The 19,766-nt window shown below is 61.6% G+C and carries 26 protein-coding genes; 25 read left to right on the forward strand and 1 reads right to left on the reverse strand.

The features are described 5' to 3' along the window. The 25 genes from BLT98_RS26715 (at window position 1) to tatC (ending at window position 19,197) form a co-directional block, all read left to right on the forward strand. Window positions 1-1,464: a glutamate synthase subunit beta gene (locus tag BLT98_RS26715; protein WP_070257787.1), complete on the forward strand. Its 1,464-nt coding sequence runs from the start codon at window positions 1-3 to the stop codon at window positions 1,462-1,464. Window positions 1,465-1,724: 260 nt separating this feature from the next. Next, window positions 1,725-2,534, forward strand: a complete 810-nt coding sequence (locus tag BLT98_RS26720) for an ABC transporter ATP-binding protein (RefSeq protein WP_034781028.1) — start codon at window positions 1,725-1,727, stop codon at window positions 2,532-2,534. After that, complete coding sequence (gene mlaE, locus BLT98_RS26725) at window positions 2,531-3,313, forward strand: lipid asymmetry maintenance ABC transporter permease subunit MlaE (protein WP_034780952.1); 783 nt, start codon at window positions 2,531-2,533, stop codon at window positions 3,311-3,313. The genes BLT98_RS26720 and mlaE overlap by 4 nt, the downstream gene beginning before the upstream one ends. A 79-nt stretch (window positions 3,314-3,392) precedes the next feature. Next, window positions 3,393-3,863 carry an outer membrane lipid asymmetry maintenance protein MlaD gene (mlaD, locus tag BLT98_RS26730; RefSeq protein ID WP_034753810.1) on the forward strand — a complete coding sequence of 157 codons (471 nt, stop codon included), beginning with the start codon at window positions 3,393-3,395 and terminating at the stop codon, window positions 3,861-3,863. Further along, entirely contained in the window at window positions 3,860-4,744 is an 885-nt protein-coding gene (locus BLT98_RS26735; RefSeq protein WP_092613172.1) for an MlaA family lipoprotein, read from the forward strand. The genes mlaD and BLT98_RS26735 overlap by 4 nt, the downstream gene beginning before the upstream one ends. Window positions 4,745-4,815: 71 nt before the next feature. Beyond that, the gene (locus BLT98_RS26740; RefSeq protein ID WP_034780950.1) at window positions 4,816-5,451 is read left to right on the forward strand and encodes an MlaC/ttg2D family ABC transporter substrate-binding protein; all 636 of its coding nucleotides are present in this window, start codon (window positions 4,816-4,818) and stop codon (window positions 5,449-5,451) included. A gap of 52 nt (window positions 5,452-5,503) precedes the next feature. Next, window positions 5,504-5,851 (forward strand): STAS domain-containing protein, encoded by a 348-nt coding sequence (locus BLT98_RS26745; protein ID WP_034780949.1) that lies wholly within the window; start codon window positions 5,504-5,506, stop codon window positions 5,849-5,851. 211 nt (window positions 5,852-6,062) lie between these two features. Next, entirely contained in the window at window positions 6,063-6,980 is a 918-nt protein-coding gene (locus BLT98_RS26750; RefSeq protein WP_034780948.1) for an ABC transporter ATP-binding protein, read from the forward strand. Further along, window positions 6,977-7,738, forward strand: coding sequence for an ABC transporter permease (locus BLT98_RS26755; protein WP_034780947.1), 762 nt, complete (start codon window positions 6,977-6,979; stop codon window positions 7,736-7,738). The genes BLT98_RS26750 and BLT98_RS26755 overlap by 4 nt, the downstream gene beginning before the upstream one ends. Window positions 7,739-7,784: 46 nt before the next feature. Next, window positions 7,785-8,021, forward strand: a complete 237-nt coding sequence (locus BLT98_RS26760) for a BolA family protein (protein WP_034753824.1) — start codon at window positions 7,785-7,787, stop codon at window positions 8,019-8,021. Window positions 8,022-8,025: 4 nt separating this feature from the next. Next, the gene (murA, locus tag BLT98_RS26765; protein ID WP_070257789.1) at window positions 8,026-9,276 is read left to right on the forward strand and encodes a UDP-N-acetylglucosamine 1-carboxyvinyltransferase; all 1,251 of its coding nucleotides are present in this window, start codon (window positions 8,026-8,028) and stop codon (window positions 9,274-9,276) included. Between the two features lie 12 nt (window positions 9,277-9,288). Next, window positions 9,289-9,957: an ATP phosphoribosyltransferase gene (hisG, locus tag BLT98_RS26770; protein ID WP_034780945.1), complete on the forward strand. Its 669-nt coding sequence runs from the start codon at window positions 9,289-9,291 to the stop codon at window positions 9,955-9,957. A 26-nt stretch (window positions 9,958-9,983) separates the two neighbouring features. Continuing rightward, the gene (gene hisD / locus BLT98_RS26775) at window positions 9,984-11,309 is read left to right on the forward strand and encodes a histidinol dehydrogenase (RefSeq protein WP_092613175.1); all 1,326 of its coding nucleotides are present in this window, start codon (window positions 9,984-9,986) and stop codon (window positions 11,307-11,309) included. A 5-nt stretch (window positions 11,310-11,314) separates the two neighbouring features. After that, window positions 11,315-12,238: a DNA-methyltransferase gene (locus BLT98_RS26780; protein WP_034781027.1), complete on the forward strand. Its 924-nt coding sequence runs from the start codon at window positions 11,315-11,317 to the stop codon at window positions 12,236-12,238. Window positions 12,239-12,271: 33 nt separating this feature from the next. Beyond that, window positions 12,272-13,366 (forward strand): histidinol-phosphate transaminase, encoded by a 1,095-nt coding sequence (gene hisC, locus BLT98_RS26785; RefSeq protein ID WP_034780940.1) that lies wholly within the window; start codon window positions 12,272-12,274, stop codon window positions 13,364-13,366. 19 nt (window positions 13,367-13,385) lie between these two features. Further along, window positions 13,386-13,976: an imidazoleglycerol-phosphate dehydratase HisB gene (gene hisB, locus BLT98_RS26790; protein WP_010402123.1), complete on the forward strand. Its 591-nt coding sequence runs from the start codon at window positions 13,386-13,388 to the stop codon at window positions 13,974-13,976. Between the two features lie 38 nt (window positions 13,977-14,014). After that, window positions 14,015-14,653, forward strand: a complete 639-nt coding sequence (hisH, locus tag BLT98_RS26795; protein WP_071653704.1) for an imidazole glycerol phosphate synthase subunit HisH — start codon at window positions 14,015-14,017, stop codon at window positions 14,651-14,653. A 69-nt stretch (window positions 14,654-14,722) separates the two neighbouring features. After that, entirely contained in the window at window positions 14,723-15,496 is a 774-nt protein-coding gene (gene hisA / locus BLT98_RS26800; RefSeq protein WP_034780937.1) for a 1-(5-phosphoribosyl)-5-[(5-phosphoribosylamino)methylideneamino]imidazole-4-carboxamide isomerase, read from the forward strand. Between the two features lie 60 nt (window positions 15,497-15,556). Further along, complete coding sequence (gene hisF, locus BLT98_RS26805) at window positions 15,557-16,318, forward strand: imidazole glycerol phosphate synthase subunit HisF (RefSeq protein WP_034753845.1); 762 nt, start codon at window positions 15,557-15,559, stop codon at window positions 16,316-16,318. 34 nt (window positions 16,319-16,352) lie between these two features. Further along, window positions 16,353-16,790, forward strand: a complete 438-nt coding sequence (gene hisI, locus BLT98_RS26810) for a phosphoribosyl-AMP cyclohydrolase (protein ID WP_034753847.1) — start codon at window positions 16,353-16,355, stop codon at window positions 16,788-16,790. Then, window positions 16,787-17,158, forward strand: a complete 372-nt coding sequence (locus BLT98_RS26815) for a phosphoribosyl-ATP diphosphatase (protein ID WP_070257793.1) — start codon at window positions 16,787-16,789, stop codon at window positions 17,156-17,158. Before hisI ends, BLT98_RS26815 begins: the two co-directional genes overlap by 4 nt. A gap of 16 nt (window positions 17,159-17,174) precedes the next feature. Beyond that, window positions 17,175-17,546 (forward strand): histidine triad nucleotide-binding protein, encoded by a 372-nt coding sequence (locus BLT98_RS26820; RefSeq protein ID WP_092613178.1) that lies wholly within the window; start codon window positions 17,175-17,177, stop codon window positions 17,544-17,546. Window positions 17,547-17,626: 80 nt separating this feature from the next. Beyond that, a complete protein-coding gene (tatA, locus tag BLT98_RS26825; protein ID WP_034780931.1) occupies window positions 17,627-17,863 on the forward strand; it encodes a Sec-independent protein translocase subunit TatA in 237 nt (78 codons plus the stop codon). Between the two features lie 48 nt (window positions 17,864-17,911). Further along, on the forward strand, window positions 17,912-18,445 hold the full coding sequence (tatB, locus tag BLT98_RS26830) for a Sec-independent protein translocase protein TatB (RefSeq protein ID WP_034780928.1): 534 nt from the start codon (window positions 17,912-17,914) through the stop codon (window positions 18,443-18,445). Continuing rightward, window positions 18,442-19,197 (forward strand): twin-arginine translocase subunit TatC, encoded by a 756-nt coding sequence (tatC, locus tag BLT98_RS26835; RefSeq protein WP_034780926.1) that lies wholly within the window; start codon window positions 18,442-18,444, stop codon window positions 19,195-19,197. Before tatB ends, tatC begins: the two co-directional genes overlap by 4 nt. An 84-nt stretch (window positions 19,198-19,281) precedes the next feature. Here tatC and BLT98_RS26840 read toward each other — a convergent pair whose 3' ends face one another. Then, on the reverse strand, window positions 19,282-19,749 hold the full coding sequence (locus tag BLT98_RS26840; RefSeq protein WP_092613182.1) for a hypothetical protein: 468 nt from the start codon (window positions 19,747-19,749) through the stop codon (window positions 19,282-19,284). Window positions 19,750-19,766: the final 17 nt, after the last annotated feature.

Here is a 19,766-nt window from a genome sequence, read left to right on the forward strand (position 1 = left end):
GTGGGTAAAATTACCGGCTTCATGGAATTCAAGCGCCAGGACGAACACTATCTGGAGCCTGCCGCGCGTCTGAAGAACTACAAGGAATTCGTGCTGCACCTGTCGGACGCGCAAGCGACCGTGCAAGGCGCGCGCTGCATGGATTGCGGCATTCCCTTCTGCACCACGGGTTGCCCCGTGAATAACATCATTCCCGATTGGAATGACCTGGTGTACCGCGGCGCCTACCGCGAAGCGCTTGACATCTTGCATTCGACGAATAACTTCCCGGAATTTACGGGCCGCATCTGCCCGGCGCCGTGCGAATCGGCCTGTACCCTGGGCATCCATGAAGATCCGGTCGGCATCAAGTCGATCGAACATAAAATCATCGACATGGGCTGGGAACACGGCTGGGTCACGCCGCAGCCGGCGGGATTCAGCACCGGCAAGAAAGTGGCCATCGTCGGGTCCGGCCCTGCGGGCCTGGCGGCGGCGCAGCAGCTGGCGCGCGCCGGCCATGCCGTCACCGTGTTCGAGAAGAGCGACCGGGTCGGTGGCTTGCTGCGTTACGGCATCCCTGACTTCAAGATGGAAAAATCGCACATCGACCTGCGCGTGAAACAGATGGAAGCCGAAGGCGTGGTCTTCCGCACCAGCGTGCTGGTCGGCAAGGATTTCCCGGCCCATGTCAACAACTGGGCCAAGGAAACCATTTTCCCGGAAGACCTGGAAAAAGAATTCGACGCCGTCATCATGGCCGGCGGCGCCGAGCAGCCGCGCGACCTGCCCGTGCCGGGCCGCGAGCTGAAAGGCGTGCATTTCGCCATGGATTTCCTGCCGCTGCAAAACAAGGTCAACGCGGGCGACAAGCTCAAGGACCAGATCAAGGCGACGGGCAAGCACGTGGTGGTGATCGGCGGCGGCGACACGGGTTCCGACTGCGTCGGCACCTCGAACCGCCATGGCGCCGCCTCGGTGGCCCAGTTCGAACTGATGCCGCAGCCGCCGGAACAGGAAAACAAGCCGCTGGTCTGGCCTTACTGGCCGACCAAGCTGCGCACCTCGTCCTCGCACGAGGAAGGCTGCGAGCGCGACTGGGCCGTGGCCACCAAGCGTTTCGAAGGCAAGGGCGGCAAGGTGGAAAAGCTGATCGCCTGCCGCGTCGAATGGAAAGACGGCAAGATGAGCGAAGTGCCGAACTCGGAATTCGAGATGAAGGCGGACCTGGTCTTCCTGGCCATGGGATTTGTTTCCCCCGTGCAACAAGTGCTGGAAGCGTTCGGCGTCGATACGGATGCGCGCGGCAATGTCAAGGCGACAACGGATGGCGCCGGCTGCTACCAGACGTCGGTGGCCAAGGTGTTTGCGGCAGGCGACATGCGCCGTGGCCAGTCGCTGGTGGTCTGGGCCATCCGCGAAGGGCGCCAGTGCGCGCGCGCCGTCGATGAGTTCCTGATGGGCGCATCCCTGCTGCCGCGCTAAAAAAACGAGCAATTGTTCGTTTTTTGCCAGGGCCACGGCGCGGATCGCGACGTGGCCTTTGTTCTTTTTACTTGTCAAGTCAACAGCCATGCATGCCATCGGGCAGGGACGCGATGTGGCGGCCGAATTTCCACTACAATATCTGACTTTCGATTCATTAGTGTTGTATTCTTCCCCTTTACGGGGCTGTCCCAAGGGGTGTCTCAGCAGAGGTTGGCGTTTCTGCACTACAATACGCCATTAAAATAGTGAGCTTCGTCGTGCCAAATCTTGTTGAGATCCGTGATTTACACTTTGCCTATGGAGAACGTTCGATTTTATCGGGCCTTCAAATGGATTTCCCACGTGGAAAAGTTGTGGCCGTCATGGGTGGCTCCGGCAGTGGCAAGACGACCGTATTGCGCCTGATCGGCGGGCAGCTGCGTCCCAGTTCCGGTTCCGTGAATGTCGACGGGCAGATCGTGCATACGCTGGGGACCGACGAGTTATACCAGCTGCGCCGCAAGATGGGCATGCTGTTCCAGCACGGCGCCCTGTTTACGGACTTGACGGCGTTCGAGAACGTGGCGTTTCCCCTGCGCGAACACACGGACTTGAATGAAGAGCTGATCCGCACCCTGGTGCTGATGAAGCTGCACGCCGTGGGACTGCGCAATGCGGCGCAATTGAAGCCGGCCGAGATCTCGGGCGGCATGGGCCGCCGCGTCGCGCTGGCGCGCGCCATCGCGCTCGACCCCGAACTGATCATGTATGACGAGCCGTTCGCCGGCCTGGATCCGATTTCCATGGGCGTGACGGCGAATTTGATCCGCAATCTGAACGATGCGCTGGGCTCCACGTCTATCCTGGTATCGCACGATGTGAAGGAGTGTTTCGCCATCGCTGATTATGTCTATTTTCTGTCATCGGGCAAGATCGTGGCGCACGGCACGCCCGCCGAGATGGCCGTGTCGACGCATCCGTACGTCAAGCAGTTCGTCAATGCCGAGGCCGATGGCCCCGTACCGTTCCATTATCCGGGCAAGTCGCTGGCCGACGACCTGGGTCTGCAGACGGGGGGCGGCCGATGATCGCGCGTTTCCTGGCGGCGATCGGTGCATGGTTGCGCAATTCGGTACAAGACCTCGGCTTTGCCGTGCGTTCGTTTTTTATCATCATCGCCTCGTCGGGCGGACTGTGGCGCCGTCCGCGTCTGGTGATTGAGCAACTGTTTTTTATCGGTAACCGCTCTCTGGTGATTACCGCCGTCTCCGGCCTGTTTGTCGGCATGGTGCTGGGCTTGCAAGGGTATTACACCTTGACCACGTACGGCGCCGAACAGTCGCTGGGCTTGCTGGTGGCGCTGTCCCTGACGCGCGAACTGGGCCCGGTCGTCACGGCGCTGCTGTTCGCGGGCCGCGCCGGCACGTCGCTGACGGCGGAAATCGGCCTGATGAAGGCGGGCGAGCAATTGTCGGCCATGGAAATGATGGCCGTAAACCCGATCCAGCGCGTGCTGGCGCCCCGTTTCTGGGCCGGCGTGATCGCCATGCCGATCCTGGGCGCCATCTTTACGGCCGTCGGCATCATCGGCAGCTATCTGGTCGGCGTGGTGCTGATCGGCGTCGATGAAGGCTCGTTCTGGTCGCAGATGCAAGGCGGCGTGGATGTCTGGAAGGAAGTGGGCAATGGCACCATCAAGAGCCTGGTGTTCGGTATTGCCGTGACCTTCATCGCGCTGTTCCAGGGTTACCAGGCACAGCCGACGCCGGAAGACGTGTCTGGCGCCACCACGCGCACGGTGGTCATTTCATCGTTGATGGTGTGGTGGCTCGATTTCATGATGACGGCGTTGATGTTTAGCAAGTAATTGCCGATCAGCGACAAACAGCGGGCCTGGGCAAGATGTTGCGCAGGCGGCAGCAAGTAAAAATTATTTAGGATTGTTTATGCAACGTAAATCTTTGGATGTCTGGGTCGGCTTGTTCGTCTTGCTGGGTGTGGCGGCATTGATGTTTCTGGCGCTCAAGGCCGGCAATATGAGCTCGCTGTCTTTCAGCAAGACGTATACCATTAGCGCCAAGTTCGACAATATTGGCGGCCTCAAGCCGCAGGCGCCCGTCAAGGGTGCCGGCGTGGTTGTGGGCCGGGTCTCGGAAATCGTCTTTGACGACAAGACCTACCAGGCGCTGGTGAAACTCGACATCGAAGATGGCTACAAATTTCCGAAAGACAGCTCGGCCAAGATTTTGACGGCCGGTTTGCTGGGTGAGCAATATATCGGCCTGGAAGCAGGCGGCGATTTGGCGAACCTGGCAGAGGGCGACAAGATCGCCCGTACTCAATCGGCCACAGTGCTGGAAGACCTGATCAATCAGTTCATCTACAGCAAGGCAGCGGAAGGAAAGGACAGCAAATGAGCGAGTCGACCAAGCAATCCCAAGGCAGCCTGGTACGTATCGGCCTGGCCATGGCCATCGCCGCCAGCGTGAGCGCTTGCGCCACCGGCACCAACCCGCGCGACCCGCTGGAAGGGTATAACCGCGCCATGTTCAAGTTCAACGACACCGTTGACCAGGTGGCCCTGAAACCGGTCGCCACGGCTTACAAGAAAGTCACGCCATCGTTCGTGCAAACGGGCGTGGGCAACTTCTTCGGCAACTTGTCCGACGTGTGGAGCGCCGTAAACAACTTATTGCAAGGCAAGGGTGAAGCGGGCTTGCAAGACGTCGTGCGCGTCAGCATGAACTCGACTTTCGGTATCCTTGGCCTGATTGATATCGCCTCGCAGGCGGGCATTCCGAAACACAGCGAAGACTTTGGCCAGACCCTGGGCTGGTATGGCGTCCAGTCTGGTCCGTACGTGATGCTGCCGCTGCTGGGCCCATCGACCGTGCGCGACACGGCGGCCCTGCCGCTCGATATCGCGGGCGACCCATGGCGCTACAAGGATCCGGTCAATGTGCGCAATATCGGCACGGTGACGCGCGTGGTCGACAAGCGCGCCGCGCTGCTCGACGCGACCAACCTGATGGAAGCGGCCGCGCTGGACCGTTATGAATTCATCCGCGACGGCTTCCTGCAGGCGCGCGAAAGCAAGGTTTTCGATGGCGATACGGACCGCCGCGACCGCAAAGTGCCAAAAAACGACACCAGCGATTACGAGCCGGAGTACGATGCGAAACCCCAGGCGGCCCCGGTAGAAGCGCCGCCCGCCAAGGTTGCCGCCCAGCTGGCACCTGCGGACCTCGTAACATCTGGTAGCAATACCGTTGCATCCGAGGCCAAGCCGCAGGAGTAAACTCCGGTACAGGAACACCACGGCTGCGATCAACGCCAGCCGGTGCATAGCAACACCATGAAAGGTAAACCATGAAATTGATGAAACAACTGCTGGCGATGGCCACCATCGCCTTTGCCACCGCCGCCCAGGCCGCCCCCGCCGTGGAAGCGCCGGACGTATTGGTCAAACGCATCAGCCAGGACGTGATCGACACGGCCAAGTCGGACAAGGCCATCCAGGCTGGCGATATCAAGCGGGTCACGGAATTGGTGGAAAGCAAGATCTTGCCGTACGTGGATTTCCAGCGCATGACGGCCCTGGCCGCCGGCCGGCACTGGCGCGATGCCACGCCCGACCAGCAAAAGCAGCTGGCCGCGGAATTCCGCACCCTGCTGATCTACACGTATTCGGGCGCCCTGTCGCAGATCAAGAACGAGACTGTGGAATTCAAGCCGCTGCGCGCCGATCCTAGCGATACGGAAGTGGAAGTGCGCTCGCAGGTGAACGTGGCGCGCGGCGAACCCGTGCCCCTGAACTACCGCGTGGCGAAAACCCCGTCCGGCTGGAAGATCTATGACATCAACGTGCTTGGCGCGTGGCTGGTGGAAACGTACAAAAGCAGCTTTGCCAGCGAGATCAGCAAAGGCGGCATCGATGGCCTGATCAAGACCCTGGCCGCGAAAAACAAGGCCCTGGCCAGCCGTCCCGCTGCCAAAGCCAAATAATCGGCTATCATATAGCTCCTGACCCAGCTCCAGACCAGCGCAGCCCGACGCCATGCCAGACTCTCTCGACACCTTGCAGTCCCTGACTTCCCTGACCGTGCACAATGCCACTTCGGCATTGGAGCAGGGTCTGGACGCCATCCGCTCGGGGCAGACGAAGTTTGACTTGCGCAACGTCAAGGCCGTCGATTCGGCAGCCGTCTCCGTCATGCTGACGTGGCAACGCGCCGCGCAGGATGCCGGCGGCGTGCTGGAGCTGAAAAACCTGCCGAACAACCTGAAAAACCTCACCAAGCTGTATGGCGTCTGCTCGCTCGTCTCGAGCACCCTGAGCGCCGACGATTGCGCCAGCGCCGGCGGCCACGCCGAACGCAGCCCGTCCGACCTGCATCATCATTGATCCTGTCCCACTCCCCGCATCAGCAGTAGCTTTCAAGCCGGCAGGCCAGCAGCGCCGCCGGATTGATCTCCAAGTGTTCCACGAATTTTCCAACTATAATTGACTGTTGCGCCGTCCTCGCCTGAAGGCGGCGCCCTGCACCGGCCTGCCGGCCTGGATGTCTCCGGCAACTGGCGCATCACACCAGACGCATTACACTTGAAACAAGCACATGACCGCAATTCAAATAACGAATGTAGAAAAGAGCTATAAATCGCTCAAGGCGCTGGGCGGCGTGTCGCTGGCCATCGAGGAAGGCGAATTTTTCGGCCTGCTCGGCCCGAATGGCGCCGGCAAGACGACCCTCATTTCCATCATCGCCGGCCTGATACGCCCCGACGCGGGCACCGTCAAGATCCACGGCCACGACGTCGTCACGGACTTCCGCAATGCGCGCCGCAACCTGGGCGTGGTGCCGCAGGAACTGGTGTTCGACCCGTTCTTCACCGTGCGCGAAACCCTGCGTTTGCAGTCCGGTTACTTCGGCCTGCCGAACAACGACAAGTGGATCGACGAGGTCATGGAAAACCTCGACCTCACCGGCAAGGCCGACACGAATATGCGCGCCCTGTCCGGCGGCATGAAGCGCCGCGTGCTGGTGGCCCAGGCGCTGGTGCACAAGCCGCCCGTGATCGTGCTCGATGAGCCGACTGCCGGCGTCGACGTGGAACTGCGCCAGACCCTGTGGAAGTTCATCTCGCGCCTGAACCGCGAAGGCGGCCACACGGTTGTCCTGACCACCCACTACCTGGAAGAGGCGCAAGCCATGTGCCAGCGCGTGGCCATGCTGAAGACCGGCAAGGTGGTGGCGCTCGACACCATGTCGGCCCTGATCCGCCGCATCGCCGGCTCGCAGCTGCAGGTGCACCTGAAACACGGCGCCTTGCCGGCCGACCTGCAGCACCTGGTGCTGCACCCGGAAGAACAGCAGGCGCCGAACAAGTTCAGCCTGCGCGTCAACGAATACAGCGAAGTCGAAAAAATCCTCGCCCGCCTGCGCGAAGCGGGCACCGAGATCGATGAAATGCAATTGCAACAAGCCGACCTGGAAGATATCTTCTTGCAGATCATGGATAAAGGTACCGTATGATTTCGACAGGATTTCGCACCCTCGTCTACAAAGAGACGCTGCGCTTCTGGAAAGTGGCGACGCAAACCGTGGCCGCGCCCGTGCTCACGTCGATGCTGTACCTGCTGGTATTCGGCCATGTGCTCGATGGCCGCGTGGAGCCGAGCCCCGGCGTCAGCTACACGGCCTTTTTGATTCCCGGCCTGGTGATGATGAGCGTGCTGCAAAACGCGTTTGCCAATTCCTCGTCCTCGCTGATCCAGTCGAAGATCACGGGCAATCTGGTGTTCGTGCTGCTGACGCCCCTGTCGCACTGGGAAATCTTCTCGGCGTATGTACTCGCTTCCGTCGCGCGCGGCCTGGCTGTGGGCTTTGGTGTGTTTGCCATCACTTGCTGGTTCGCCGACCTGTCGTATGTCGCGCCGCTGTGGATCGTCGTCTTCGCGTTTCTTGGCGCCGCGATGCTGGGCACCATGGGCCTGATCGCCGGCATCTGGGCCGAGAAATTCGATCAGCTGGCCGCCTTCCAGAACTTCCTGATCATGCCGGCCACCTTCTTGTCGGGCGTGTTCTATTCGATCCATTCGCTGCCGCCATTCTGGCAGACGGTGTCGCACCTGAACCCCTTCTTCTACATGATCGACGGCTTCCGTTACGGCTTCTTCGGCGTGTCCGACGTCAGCCCGTGGCTCAGCCTGTCCATCGTCGCCGGCTTCCTCGTGATCCTGGCGCTGGCGTCGATCCGCCTGCTGAAAAGCGGTTACCGATTACGCCACTAATTGCGGCACACCCCATCACTACATTATTCAATATCAAGGACTTATCGTGACCACCACTCCAGAACTGATCCACGGCTATCTGTCGGCCGGCCTCGAATGCACGCACCTCGAAGTGGAGGGCGATGGCCAGCACTTCCAGGCCGTGATCGTCTCGCCCGCGTTTGCCGGCAAGCGTTTGATCCAGCGCCACCAGATCGTCTACGCGGCGCTGGGCGACCGCATGCGCGAAGAAATCCACGCGCTGTCGATGAAAACCCTGACACCTGAAGAATTCCAAGGATAAGCACATGGACAAGCTCCTCATCAACGGCGGCAACCGCCTGAACGGCGACATCGCCATCTCCGGCGCGAAAAACGCCGCCCTGCCCATCCTGTGCGCCGGTCTGCTGACCGCGGGCGACCTGGACCTGACCAACGTGCCGCATTTGCACGACGTGGCCACCATGTTGAAACTGCTGGGCCAGACGGGCCTGAAAGTGCAGCAGGATGGCGACCGCGTGGTCCTCAACGGCAGCGCCATCGACACCCTGGAAGCGCCGTATGAACTGGTGAAAACCATGCGCGCCTCGATCCTCGTGCTGGGCCCCATGCTGGCGCGCTTCGGCGAAGCCAAGGTCTCGCTGCCGGGCGGCTGCGCCATCGGTTCGCGCCCCGTCGACCAGCACATCAAGGGCCTGGAAGCGCTGGGCGCCGAGATCCGCATCGAGGCGGGCTACATCTACGCCAAGTGCGCCAAGCTGAAAGGCGCGCGCATCGTCACCGACATGATCACCGTCACCGGCACCGAGAACCTGCTGATGGCCGCGACCCTGGCCGAAGGCGAGACCATCCTGGAAAACGCCGCCTGCGAACCGGAAGTGACCGACCTGGCGCACCTGCTGGTGGCCATGGGCGCGAAGATCGACGGCATCGGCACCAGCCGCCTGGTGATCCAGGGCGTGGACGCCTTGCACGGCGCTTCCCACGCGGTGATCGCCGACCGTATCGAAACGGGTACCTTCCTGTGCGCCGTGGCGGCCACCGGCGGCGACATCACCCTGCGCAATGTGCGCACCGATATCCTCGACGCGGCGCTCGACAAGCTGCGCGCCATGGGCCTGACGATGACCTTCGGCGCCGACTGGATCCGCGCCGAGATGTCGGCCCGTCCGAACCCCGTCAGCTTCCGCACGACGGAATACCCGGGCTTCCCGACCGACATGCAGGCGCAGTTCATGGCCGTGAACACGATCGCCAACGGCGCCAGCCGCGTCACCGAGACGATTTTCGAGAACCGCTTCATGCACGTGCAGGAAATGAACCGCCTGGGCGCTGATATCACCATCGAGGGCAACACGGCCATCATCGCCGGCGTCAAGCAGCTGCGTGGCGCGCCCGTGATGGCGACCGACCTGCGCGCCTCGGCGTCGCTGGTGATCGCGGCCCTGGCCGCCGACGGCGAAACGCTGATCGACCGCATCTATCACCTCGACCGCGGCTACGACCGCATGGAAGTGAAGCTCTCCGCCGTCGGCGCGAACATCGTACGCATCAAATAACAAGGAACGAGCATGAACGGATCGAACACGGGCGACAATTCGCAGCTGATACTGGCGCTCTCGAAAGGCCGCATTTTTGAGGACACCATGCCGCTGCTGGAAGCGGCCGGCATCCGGGTGCTGGAAAACCCGGAGACCTCGCGCAAGCTGATTTTGGCCACCAACGATCCGAACGTGCGCGTCATCATCGTGCGCGCCAGCGACGTGCCGACCTACGTGCAGTACGGCGCGGCCGATTTCGGCGTGGCGGGCAAGGATGTCCTGCTCGAACACGGCGGCGAAGGCCTGTACCAGCCGATCGACCTGAATATCGCCGCCTGCCGCATGTCGGTGGCGGTGCAGGCCGGTTTTGATTACGAAAAAGCCGTGCACCAGGGCGCGCGCCTGCGCGTGGCCACCAAGTTCGTGCACACGGCGCGCGAGCACTTCGCCGCCAAGGGCGTGCACGTCGACCTGATCAAGCTGTATGGCTCGATGGAGCTGGCGCCTTTGGTCGGCTTGTCCGATGCCATCGTCGACCTGGTCAGCACGGGCAGCACCTTGCGCGCGAATAACCTCGTCGAGGTTGAGCACATCATGGAAATCTCGTCGCGCCTGGTGGTCAACCAGGCTGCGCTCAAGCTCAAGCGCGAGCGCTTGCAGCCGATTATCGAGGCGTTTGAACGCGCCTCGCAAGCCTAGACACATTCAGTAGCAGAAAGCCGATTATGCCGATACAGATACGCAAGCTCGATTCAAGCCAGGATGGTTTCCAACAATCGCTCGACACGCTGCTGGCGTTCGAGGCGGGCACCGATGCAGCGATTGAAATGTCGGTCGCGAAAATCCTGGCCGATGTGAAAACGCGCGGCGATGCCGCCGTACTGGAATACACCAACCGTTTCGACCGCATCCCGCATGGCGGCGCTGCGGAAATGGCGGCCTTTGATATTTCGCAAGCCGAATTGCAGGCGGCCCTGAACGGCTTGCCGTCGGCGCAGCGCGAGGCGCTGCAGATCGCCGCGCAGCGCATCCGCGCCTTCCACGAACGCCAGCGCGAGGAATTGCGCGGTTTTACTTATACCGAGCCCGATGGCACGGTGCTGGGCCAGAAGATCACGCCGCTGGACCGGGTCGGCATTTACGTCCCGGGCGGCAAGGCCGCCTACCCGTCGTCCGTGCTGATGAACGCCATTCCCGCGCACGTGGCGGGCGTGGGCGAGATCATCATGGTGGTGCCGACGCCGGACGGCGTGAAAAACCAGATGGTGCTGGCCGCCGCGGCGATTGCCGGCGTGACGCGCGTGATCACCATCGGCGGCGCGCAGGCCGTTGGCGCGCTGGCCTACGGCACGCAGACGATTGCCGCCGTGGATAAAATCGTCGGCCCCGGCAATGCCTATGTGGCCGCCGCCAAGCGCCGCGTGTTCGGCATCGTCGGCATCGACATGATCGCCGGGCCATCGGAAATCCTGGTGCTGTGCGACGGCACGACGGACCCGGACTGGGTCGCGATGGATCTGTTTTCGCAGGCCGAGCACGACGAACTGGCGCAGGCGATTCTGCTGTGCCCTGACGCCGACTACATCGCCCAAGTCGAAGAGAGCATCGCCAAGCTGCTGCCGACGATGCCGCGCCAGGCCACCATCAGCACCTCGCTGCAGAACAGGGGGGCGCTGATCAAGGTGCGCAGCATGGAGGAAGCGTGCGAGATCGCCAACAGCATCGCCGCGGAACACCTGGAAATCTCGGCGGAAAACCCGCAGCAGTGGGCCGAGCAGATCCGCCATGCGGGCGCCATGTTCCTGGGCCGCTTCTCGTCCGAATCGCTGGGCGACTATTGCTGCGGTCCCAATCACGTGCTGCCGACTTCGCGCACGGCGCGCTTTTCGTCGCCGCTGGGCGTGTACGATTTCCAGAAGCGCTCGTCCATCATTCACGTCAGTGAAGCGGGCGCGCAAACCCTGGGCCGTGTCGCCGCCACGCTGGCGTATGGCGAAGGCTTGCAAGCGCACGCACGCAGCGCCGAACTGCGTCTGAAGCCGCAGCCATGACGAATATGGCGGAGCAGCCGGACTGGGTCAACCGGGTCTATTGCGAAGATGCGCTGGCAGGGCTGGCGCGCATTCCCGATGGCTCGGTGGACCTGATCCTGACGGATCCGCCGTACAACCTGGGCAAGGATTACGGCAATGCCTCGGACCAGCAGTCGGTGGCCGATTACCTGCGCTGGACGGAGGAATGGATCGATGCGGCGCTGCCCAAGCTGAAAGCCAACGGCAGCCTGTATATCTTCCTCACCTGGCGCTATTCGCCAGAGATCTTCGTCATGCTGAAACAGCGCATGGCGATGATGAATGAAATCATCTGGGACCGCCGCGTGCCGTCCATGGGCGGCAGCGTGCGCAGCTTTTCATCGGTGCACGACACCATCGGCTTCTTCGTCAAGCGCAAGGATTACTACTTCGACCTTGACGCGGTGCGCATCGCCTACGACGCGGCCACCAAGAAAGCCCGTTCGCGCTCGATCTTCATCGGCGCCAAATGGCTGGAAGTGGGCTACAACCCGAAAGACTTGTGGAGCGTGTCGCGCCTGCACAAGGAACACCCGGAACGGGCCGACCACCCGACGCAAAAGCCGCTCGAGATCATCGAGCGCATGCTCAAGGCGTCGTGCCCACCCGGCGGCGTGGTGCTCGACCTGTTCATGGGCAGCGGCACCACGGCCCTGGCGGCGAAGCGCTGCGGGCGCGATTTCGTCGGCTTTGAACTGAACCCCGACTACTGCGCCATCATCGAACAGCGGCTGGCGGCATTGACGCAGGAACTGGCCGCGCCGGCCGCGACCAAGCCCGCCAAGGCGGCAGCGAAGAAACCGGCAGCGGCCAAAAAACCGGCGGCCGTGAAGAAACCGCCCGCCGTGAAAAAAGCGCCGGCCCGCAAGGCGCGCAGCGCCGCCGTGCCGGAAGACGTCGTCATTTAGTCTCCATTTAATTCCATCAGGAGTGTTTGCAGCATGTCTTTCCTCGATCAGTTAATCAGCAACACCGTGCGCTCCGATGTGCGGGCCGTCAAAAGCTACCAGGTAGCCGATGCCAGCGGTTACATCAAACTCGATGCGATGGAAAACCCGTATCCGCTGCCGCAGCATCTGCGCGAGGAGCTGGGCGCGCGCCTGGCCGGCGTGGCGCTGAACCGCTATCCACCATCGTACGCCAGCCTGCAGGCGGCCATCTGCGCCAAGCTGGGCGTGCCCGCCGGCTTTGACGTCATGCTGGGCAACGGCTCCGATGAACTCATTTCCATCCTGGCCATGGCATGCGCCCACCAGGAGCCGGGCAAGCGCGCCGTGCTGCTGGCGCCCGTGCCCGCTTTCGTCATGTATGCGCGCTCGGCGCAGTTCGCCGGCATGGATTTCGTCGGCGTGCCCTTGCAGGCCGACTTCAGCCTGGACATGCCGGCCATGCTGGCGGCGATCGAAGAGCACCGCCCGGCGCTGGTCTTCCTCGCCTATCCGAACAACCCGACGGGCAACCTGTTTGCCGCTGCCGATATCGAACGCATCCTGGCGGCCCTGGGCGACACGGGCATCGCCGTCGTCGACGAAGCGTATGAGCCGTTCGCGCAGCATAGCTTCATGGGCCGCCTGCCCGAGTTCGAAAACCTGGTGGTGATGCGCACCGTGTCGAAACTGGGCCTGGCCGGCATCCGCCTCGGCTACATGTCGGCCGCGCCGGCCCTGCTGGCGCAATTTGAAAAAGTGCGCCCGCCGTATAACGTGAATGTGCTGACGCAGGCGGCGGCCGAATTCGCGCTCGATCATCTCGACGTGCTCAATGCCCAGGCGGCCCTGCTCAACAGCGCGCGCGACGACCTGGCGCTGCGCCTGGCGGAACTGCCCGGCGTGACCGTGTTTCCCTCGAAGGCAAATTTTCTTCTGATTCGTGTGGCTGATTCCGACGATGTTTGCGCAAAACTGCTTGCCCGCAGGGTTTTAATTAAAAATATGAGTAAAATGCATGTTGCGCTGGCCAATTGCCTGCGCATCAGCGTCAGCACCCCGGAAGAAAATTCCCTTTTTTACGATGCCTTCAAGGCATCCCTCGTTTAGCCTATCGCCAGAGCCTCCCATGAACCGCACCGCAGAAATCACGCGCAACACCAATGAGACGCAAGTTCGCGTCGCCCTCAACCTGGACGGCACGGGCCAGCAAAAGCTCAATACGGGCGTGCCCTTCCTCGACCATATGCTGGACCAGATCGCCCGCCACGGCTTGATCGACCTGGATATCGAAGCGACGGGCGACGTGCATATCGATAACCACCATACGGTGGAAGACGTGGGCATCACCCTGGGCATGGCCGTGGCCAAGGCCATCGGCGACAAGAAGGGCATCCGCCGCTACGGCCACGCGTATGTGCCGCTGGACGAGGCGCTGTCGCGCGTGGTGCTCGATTTCTCGGGCCGCCCGGGCATCGAATACCACATCCCGTTTACGCGCGCCATGATCGCCGGCTTCGACGTCGATCTGACCCTGGAATTTTTCCGCGGCTTCGTCAACCATGCCGGCGTGACATTGCATATCGACAACCTGCGCGGCACGAATGCCCACCATCAATGCGAAACCGTGTTCAAGGCCTTTGGCCGCGCGCTGCGCATGGCTGCCGAGCTCGACGAGCGCGCGGCCGGCATCATTCCATCGACCAAGGGCAGCCTGTAAGCGCCGCTCTCGCTATATTGTAGATTCCGGGATCAAACATGAATAAAATTGTGGTGGTGGATTACGGCATGGGCAATTTGCGCTCGGTAGCGCAAGCGCTGCGCGCCGTGGCGCCGGAAGCCGACGTACGCATTTCCGGTGCGGTGGAAGACATCGACAGCGCCGACCGCATCGTCTTGCCGGGCCAGGGCGCCATGCCTGACTGCATGCGCAGCCTGCGCGAATCGGGCGTGCTCGAAGCGCTGCTGCGCGCTGCCGACAGCAAGCCCGTGCTGGGCGTATGCATCGGCGAGCAAATGTTGTTCGACGGCAGTGAAGAAGGCAATGCGGCCGGTCTGGGCTTGTTGCCAGGCAAAGTCGTGCGCTTTCAGCTCGACGGCCAGGTGCAGGAAGATGGCTCGCGCTTCAAGGTGCCGCAAATGGGCTGGAACCAAGTGCGGCAGACGGCGTCCCATGTCATGTGGGATGGCATTGCCGACAACGCGTATTTTTACTTCGTGCACAGCTATTTTGCTCAACCTCAAGAGGCGGCGCACACGGTGGGCGAGACTGTCTATGGTGCGCCGTTCGCTTGTGCCGTCGCTCGTGATAATATTTTCGCGACACAGTTTCACCCTGAAAAAAGTGCTGCCGCTGGCTTGCAGCTGTACAAGAACTTTGTTCACTGGCAACCCTGACGTACCCTATTGATGCACCTTCGTGGCCTACCGGCTTCGCTTTTCACTCACTCTGATACCACACTGACCATGCTGCTAATTCCCGCCATCGACCTGAAAGACGGTCACTGCGTACGCCTGAAACAAGGCGATATGGAACTCGCCACCGTATTTTCCGAAGACCCGGCCGACATGGCCCGCCATTGGCTGATGCAAGGCGCGCGCCGGCTGCACCTGGTCGACTTGAACGGCGCCTTTGCCGGCAAGCCGAAGAACGAAGGCGCCGTCAAGGCCATCCTGAAAGCCGTGCAGGATTTCGCCGTGGAAAACGACATCGAGGAAATCCCCGTGCAGCTGGGCGGCGGCATCCGCGACCTCGACACCATTGAGCGCTACCTCGACGCCGGCATCACCTACATCATCATCGGCACGGCGGCCGTGAAAAGCCCCGGTTTCCTGCACGACGCCTGCAGCGCCTTCCCGGGCCACATCATCGTCGGTCTCGATGCCAAGGATGGCAAAGTGGCAACGGATGGCTGGAGCAAGATGTCGGGCCACGAAGTGATCGATCTGGCGAAAAAATTCGAAGCCTACGGCGTCGAATCGATCATCTATACGGACATCGGCCGCGACGGCATGATGGGCGGCATCAATATCGAGGCCACCGTCAAGCTGGCGCAAGCCGTCAAGATCCCCGTCATCGCCTCGGGCGGCCTGCACAATATCGGCGACGTGGAAGCGCTGTGCGCGGTCCAGGCCGAAGGCATCGAAGGCGTGATCTGCGGCCGTTCCATCTATGAAGGCACGATCGACCTGGCGCAGGCGCAGGAACGCGCCGACGAACTGACCGACGCCGCCGTTTAAGCCTGCCTGGCCGGGGCGTGCGCGTGCATGCCCTGACCTGGCGACAATCTGGATACCATCATGCTTGCAAAACGTATCATCCCCTGCCTCGACGTGACGAATGGCCGCGTTGTCAAAGGCGTCAATTTCACGGAATTGCGCGACGCCGGCGACCCGGTGGAAATTGCCCGCCGTTATGACGAGCAGGGCGCCGATGAAATCACTTTCCTCGACATTACCGCGTCCAGCGACAACCGCGGCCTGATCTTCGACATCATCGAAGCCGTGGCGTCGCAAGTGTTCATTCCGCTGACCGTGGGCGGCGGCGTGCGCGTGGTGGAAGACGTGCGCCGGCTGCTCAACGCGGGCGCCGACAAGGTCAGCATCAACACGTCGGCCGTGACGAATCCCCAACTGGTGTACGAAGCCTCGCAAAAGCACGGCTCGCAATGCATCGTCGTCGCCATCGACGCCAAGCAGGTGTCGCCCGGCAAGTGGGAAGTGTTTACCCATGGCGGGCGCACTGCCACGGGCCTGGACGCGTTCGAGTGGGCGCGTAAAATGGAAAGCCTGGGCGCCGGCGAAATCTTGCTCACCAGCATGGACCGCGATGGCACCAAGGTCGGCTTCGACCTGGGCCTGACGCGCGGCGTGTCCGACGCCGTCAGCATTCCCGTCATCGCCTCGGGCGGCGTGGGCGGCTTGCAGGATCTGGTCGATGGCATCAAGGTGGGCCGCGCGGACGCCGTGCTGGCCGCCAGCATCTTCCACTATGGCCAGCACACGGTACAGGAAGCCAAGCGTTTCATGGCGCAGCAGGGCATTCCCATGCGCCTGGCGTAACGATCAGCAGTAAATACAGGCAGGATAGAAGAACATGCAAAACGGAACCATCGTAGCAAGCAATGCCAAGTGGCTGAAAAAGGTCAAATGGGACGAGCACGGCCTGGTGCCCGTGATCGCGCAGGAAGCGGGCAGCAATGACGTGCTGATGTTCGCCTGGATGAACCGCGACGCGCTGGCGCGCACGGTGGAACTGGGCGAAGCCGTGTACTGGAGCCGTTCGCGCAAGAAACTGTGGCACAAGGGCGAAGAATCGGGCCACACGCAAAAGGTGCTGGAAATCCGCCTCGATTGCGACGAAGACGTGGTCTTGCTGAAAATCGAGCAAGCGGGCGGCATCGCCTGCCATACGGGCCGCCATTCATGCTTCTTCCAGAAATTCGAAGGCGACGAAAAAACGGGCGAATGGCAAGTCACCGACCCCGTCCTGAAAGACCCCGAGACGATTTACGCGGAAAGCAAGAGCAAATGAGTGAAACGTTAAAACGCCTGGCCGCCGTGATCGAATCGCGCAAGCTGGCCAATGGCGGCGACCCCGCCACGTCGTATGTCGCGCGCCTGTTTGCCAAGGGCGATGACGCCATCCTGAAAAAAATCGGCGAAGAGGCGACGGAAACCGTGATGGCCGCCAAGGATGCGCGCCGCGACAACGACTCGTCGAAGGTCCTGTACGAATGCGCCGACCTGTGGTTCCACTCGCTGGTGATGCTGGCGCAGTTCGACCTGACGCCGCAGCAGGTGCTCGACGAGCTGGCGCGCCGCGAAGGCCTGTCCGGCCTGGAAGAAAAGGCGGCGCGCAAGGATGAGCTGCGCGACGCCGGCGAAACAGACAAACACTGACCTGATTGGAGCGTGCGTGGATAACTGTATTTTCTGCAAGATTGCTGCAAAACAAATTCCCTCGACCATCGTGTATGAAGACGACGACTTGCTGGCCTTCAAGGACATCAACCCGGCCGCCCCCGTGCATCTGCTGTTGATCCCGAAGCGCCACGTGGCCAGCCTGTCCGATTGTGACGATAGCCACACGGAAATGCTGGGCAAGCTGCTGCGCCTGGCGCCGAAACTCGCCGCCGAGTTCGGCTGCGCCGTCAGCTATGACGCCGATGGCACGCCTGCCGGCGGCTTCAAGACCATGATCAACAGCGGCCCGAACGGCGGGCAAGAGGTGTATCACCTGCACATGCACGTGTACGGCGGCCCCCGTCCCTGGCGCGGCCAGCACTGATTTCGCCGTGCGCCGGGTTCACGTGTATACTACCGGCATTGGTTGACGCTATTCGGGCACCGTCCCGCAAGGAGAATGTGATGGGTTCATTGAGTATTTGGCACTGGGTGATCGTTCTGGTCATTGTGATGCTGGTCTTCGGCACCAAGAAACTGGGCAATATCGGCGGTGATATCGGCAAGGCCGTCAAAGGCTTCAAGGATGGCGTCAAGGGCGAAGATGACGCTCCGGCAGCCAATACCCCTCCTGCTGCGCCATCGCAAGTGGCCGACAAAAGCACCATCGACGTCGAGACGAAAGAGAAAAGCAAGTTCTGATAGCGTGGCGGGGCGCTTGCCTCGTCCGGTAACAGCCCTTGTCCGCTTATGATCGATCTCGGTCTCTCTAAAATCGCCATCATCGGCGTGGTTGCGTTGATAGTCATCGGCCCTGAAAAGTTGCCGAGAGTGGCGCGCATGGCCGGTACCCTGTATGGCCGCGCGCAACGCTATCTGAACCAGGTGAAATCCGAAGTGTCGCGCGAAATTGAGATGGAAGAGCTGAAAAACCTGCAGAAGGAAGTGCAGGATGCGGCCCATTCCGTCAAGCAAAGCGTGGAGAAATCCATGCATGGCGTGGAAAACTCGATCTCCGGCAACCTGGCCGAGGTGGAAAACGCCTGGCGCGGCGATTCCAGCTCGTATGAGGGGCATCACGATGCCCATGAAGCCATGCTGCGCGCCACCAACGATGACCTGGCCCGCAAGGCGCGCGAATTCCGCCGCAAGAAGCTGGTGCGCAATTCCGCCATCCCTGGCTGGTACAAGCAGCGCCATGGCGGCAAGCTGCACGTGCAGTCGGCGGCCGCCCGCGTGGCGCGCTTCCGTCCGCGCGCCAGTTCCTCCTCCTTTTACTCATGAGTAGCAAATCTCCGGTGGAAGAAACTTTTATCTCGCATCTGGTCGAGCTGCGCAACCGCCTGGTCAAGGCCTCGATCGGCATCGCCGTCGTCTGCGCCGTGCTGTTCTACTGGCCCGGCCCCTCGCAAATCTACGATTTTATTGCGGAGCCGATGATCGCCTCGCTGCCGGCCGGCTCGAAAATGATCGCCACCGGCGTCATTTCGCCGTTCCTCGTGCCGATGAAAGTGACGCTGGTGATCGCCTTCATCGTCGCCTTGCCCTGGGTGCTGTACCAGATGTGGGCCTTCATCGCCCCCGGTCTGTATACGCATGAAAAGCGCCTGATCGCGCCGCTGGTCATCTCGTCGTCGCTGCTGTTCATCGCTGGCGTGGCTTTCTGCTATTTCTTCGTGTTTGGCCGCGTCTTCCACTTCATCAGCGACTTTTCGCCATCGTCGATCGCGGTGACTCCCGATATCGAAAACTATCTCGATTTCGTCATGTCGATGTGCCTGGCCTTTGGCGCCACCTTCGAAGTGCCCGTGGTGGTGGTGATCCTCGTGCGCATGGGGCTTGTGTCCATTGCGAAACTCAAGGAAGTGCGTCCCTACATCATCGTTGGCGCCTTCGTGATTGCCGCCATCGTCACGCCGCCGGACGTCGTCAGCCAGTTCTCGCTGGCCATCCCGATGTGCCTGCTGTTCGAGCTGGGCTTGCTGGTGGCGCCCATCTTCGTCAAGGCAACCCAGGCGCCGGAAGAAGCGTCCTAGACGGCCCGCAACGCGTGCCGATACGAGCCGCTGGCCTCCCTCGGGAGCCGCGGCTTTTTTATCGCCAAGAAAGTTGGTGGGTGCTTACTGCAGCATTAGTTTGCTGAGGATGCCCAGGTTGAGCAGGATCAGGGTGCTCATCATCCAGTACACGTGTTTCATGTCGGCGCCATGGCGCAAGTCCAGGCGTTCCAGGCGGGCATCGAGTTTTTGCTCCAATGCCTCTAATTTGGTATCGAATTTTTGTTCCAATGCGTCTAACCTGGTATTGAATTTGCGCTCCAGCGCATCGATCCGCGTATCGAGTCTGAGTTCCAGCGCACCGATCTTCAACTCCAGGGCGCCCGCTTGGGTGTCGACCTTTTGCGCCACCAGCTTGATTTCGCCCAGCAGATTGTGCTCCAGCGCCGCCAGCTCGCCATGCACGACCACGACCGAACCCAGTACTTCACCCAGCGCCGTCGCATGCGCTTCCGCCTGTTGCGTGGGCACGCCAGCCGAGGCGAGGCGTTTGGCGTAATCGAGGGTGTCGAACTGGATGGGCATATGCATGGACGCTCCTGATATCC

The organism is Janthinobacterium sp. YR213 (assembly GCF_900099875.1).
GTDB lineage: Bacteria > Pseudomonadota > Gammaproteobacteria > Burkholderiales > Burkholderiaceae_D > Janthinobacterium > Janthinobacterium lividum.

Coding starts and splice junctions, on each gene's coding strand:
- mlaE (WP_034780952.1), top strand. CDS start 2,531: ATGATCGCGCGTTTCCTGGCGGCGATCGGTGCATGGTTGCGCAATTCG.
- mlaD (WP_034753810.1), top strand. CDS start 3,393: ATGCAACGTAAATCTTTGGATGTCTGGGTCGGCTTGTTCGTCTTGCTG.
- BLT98_RS26735 (WP_092613172.1), top strand. CDS start 3,860: ATGAGCGAGTCGACCAAGCAATCCCAAGGCAGCCTGGTACGTATCGGC.
- BLT98_RS26740 (WP_034780950.1), top strand. CDS start 4,816: ATGAAATTGATGAAACAACTGCTGGCGATGGCCACCATCGCCTTTGCC.
- BLT98_RS26745 (WP_034780949.1), top strand. CDS start 5,504: ATGCCAGACTCTCTCGACACCTTGCAGTCCCTGACTTCCCTGACCGTG.
- BLT98_RS26750 (WP_034780948.1), top strand. CDS start 6,063: ATGACCGCAATTCAAATAACGAATGTAGAAAAGAGCTATAAATCGCTC.
- BLT98_RS26755 (WP_034780947.1), top strand. CDS start 6,977: ATGATTTCGACAGGATTTCGCACCCTCGTCTACAAAGAGACGCTGCGC.
- murA (WP_070257789.1), top strand. CDS start 8,026: ATGGACAAGCTCCTCATCAACGGCGGCAACCGCCTGAACGGCGACATC.
- hisG (WP_034780945.1), top strand. CDS start 9,289: ATGAACGGATCGAACACGGGCGACAATTCGCAGCTGATACTGGCGCTC.
- hisD (WP_092613175.1), top strand. CDS start 9,984: ATGCCGATACAGATACGCAAGCTCGATTCAAGCCAGGATGGTTTCCAA.
- BLT98_RS26780 (WP_034781027.1), top strand. CDS start 11,315: ATGGCGGAGCAGCCGGACTGGGTCAACCGGGTCTATTGCGAAGATGCG.
- hisC (WP_034780940.1), top strand. CDS start 12,272: ATGTCTTTCCTCGATCAGTTAATCAGCAACACCGTGCGCTCCGATGTG.
- hisB (WP_010402123.1), top strand. CDS start 13,386: ATGAACCGCACCGCAGAAATCACGCGCAACACCAATGAGACGCAAGTT.
- hisH (WP_071653704.1), top strand. CDS start 14,015: ATGAATAAAATTGTGGTGGTGGATTACGGCATGGGCAATTTGCGCTCG.
- hisA (WP_034780937.1), top strand. CDS start 14,723: ATGCTGCTAATTCCCGCCATCGACCTGAAAGACGGTCACTGCGTACGC.
- hisF (WP_034753845.1), top strand. CDS start 15,557: ATGCTTGCAAAACGTATCATCCCCTGCCTCGACGTGACGAATGGCCGC.
- hisI (WP_034753847.1), top strand. CDS start 16,353: ATGCAAAACGGAACCATCGTAGCAAGCAATGCCAAGTGGCTGAAAAAG.
- BLT98_RS26815 (WP_070257793.1), top strand. CDS start 16,787: ATGAGTGAAACGTTAAAACGCCTGGCCGCCGTGATCGAATCGCGCAAG.
- tatA (WP_034780931.1), top strand. CDS start 17,627: ATGGGTTCATTGAGTATTTGGCACTGGGTGATCGTTCTGGTCATTGTG.
- tatB (WP_034780928.1), top strand. CDS start 17,912: ATGATCGATCTCGGTCTCTCTAAAATCGCCATCATCGGCGTGGTTGCG.
- tatC (WP_034780926.1), top strand. CDS start 18,442: ATGAGTAGCAAATCTCCGGTGGAAGAAACTTTTATCTCGCATCTGGTC.
- BLT98_RS26840 (WP_092613182.1), bottom strand. CDS start 19,749: ATGCATATGCCCATCCAGTTCGACACCCTCGATTACGCCAAACGCCTC.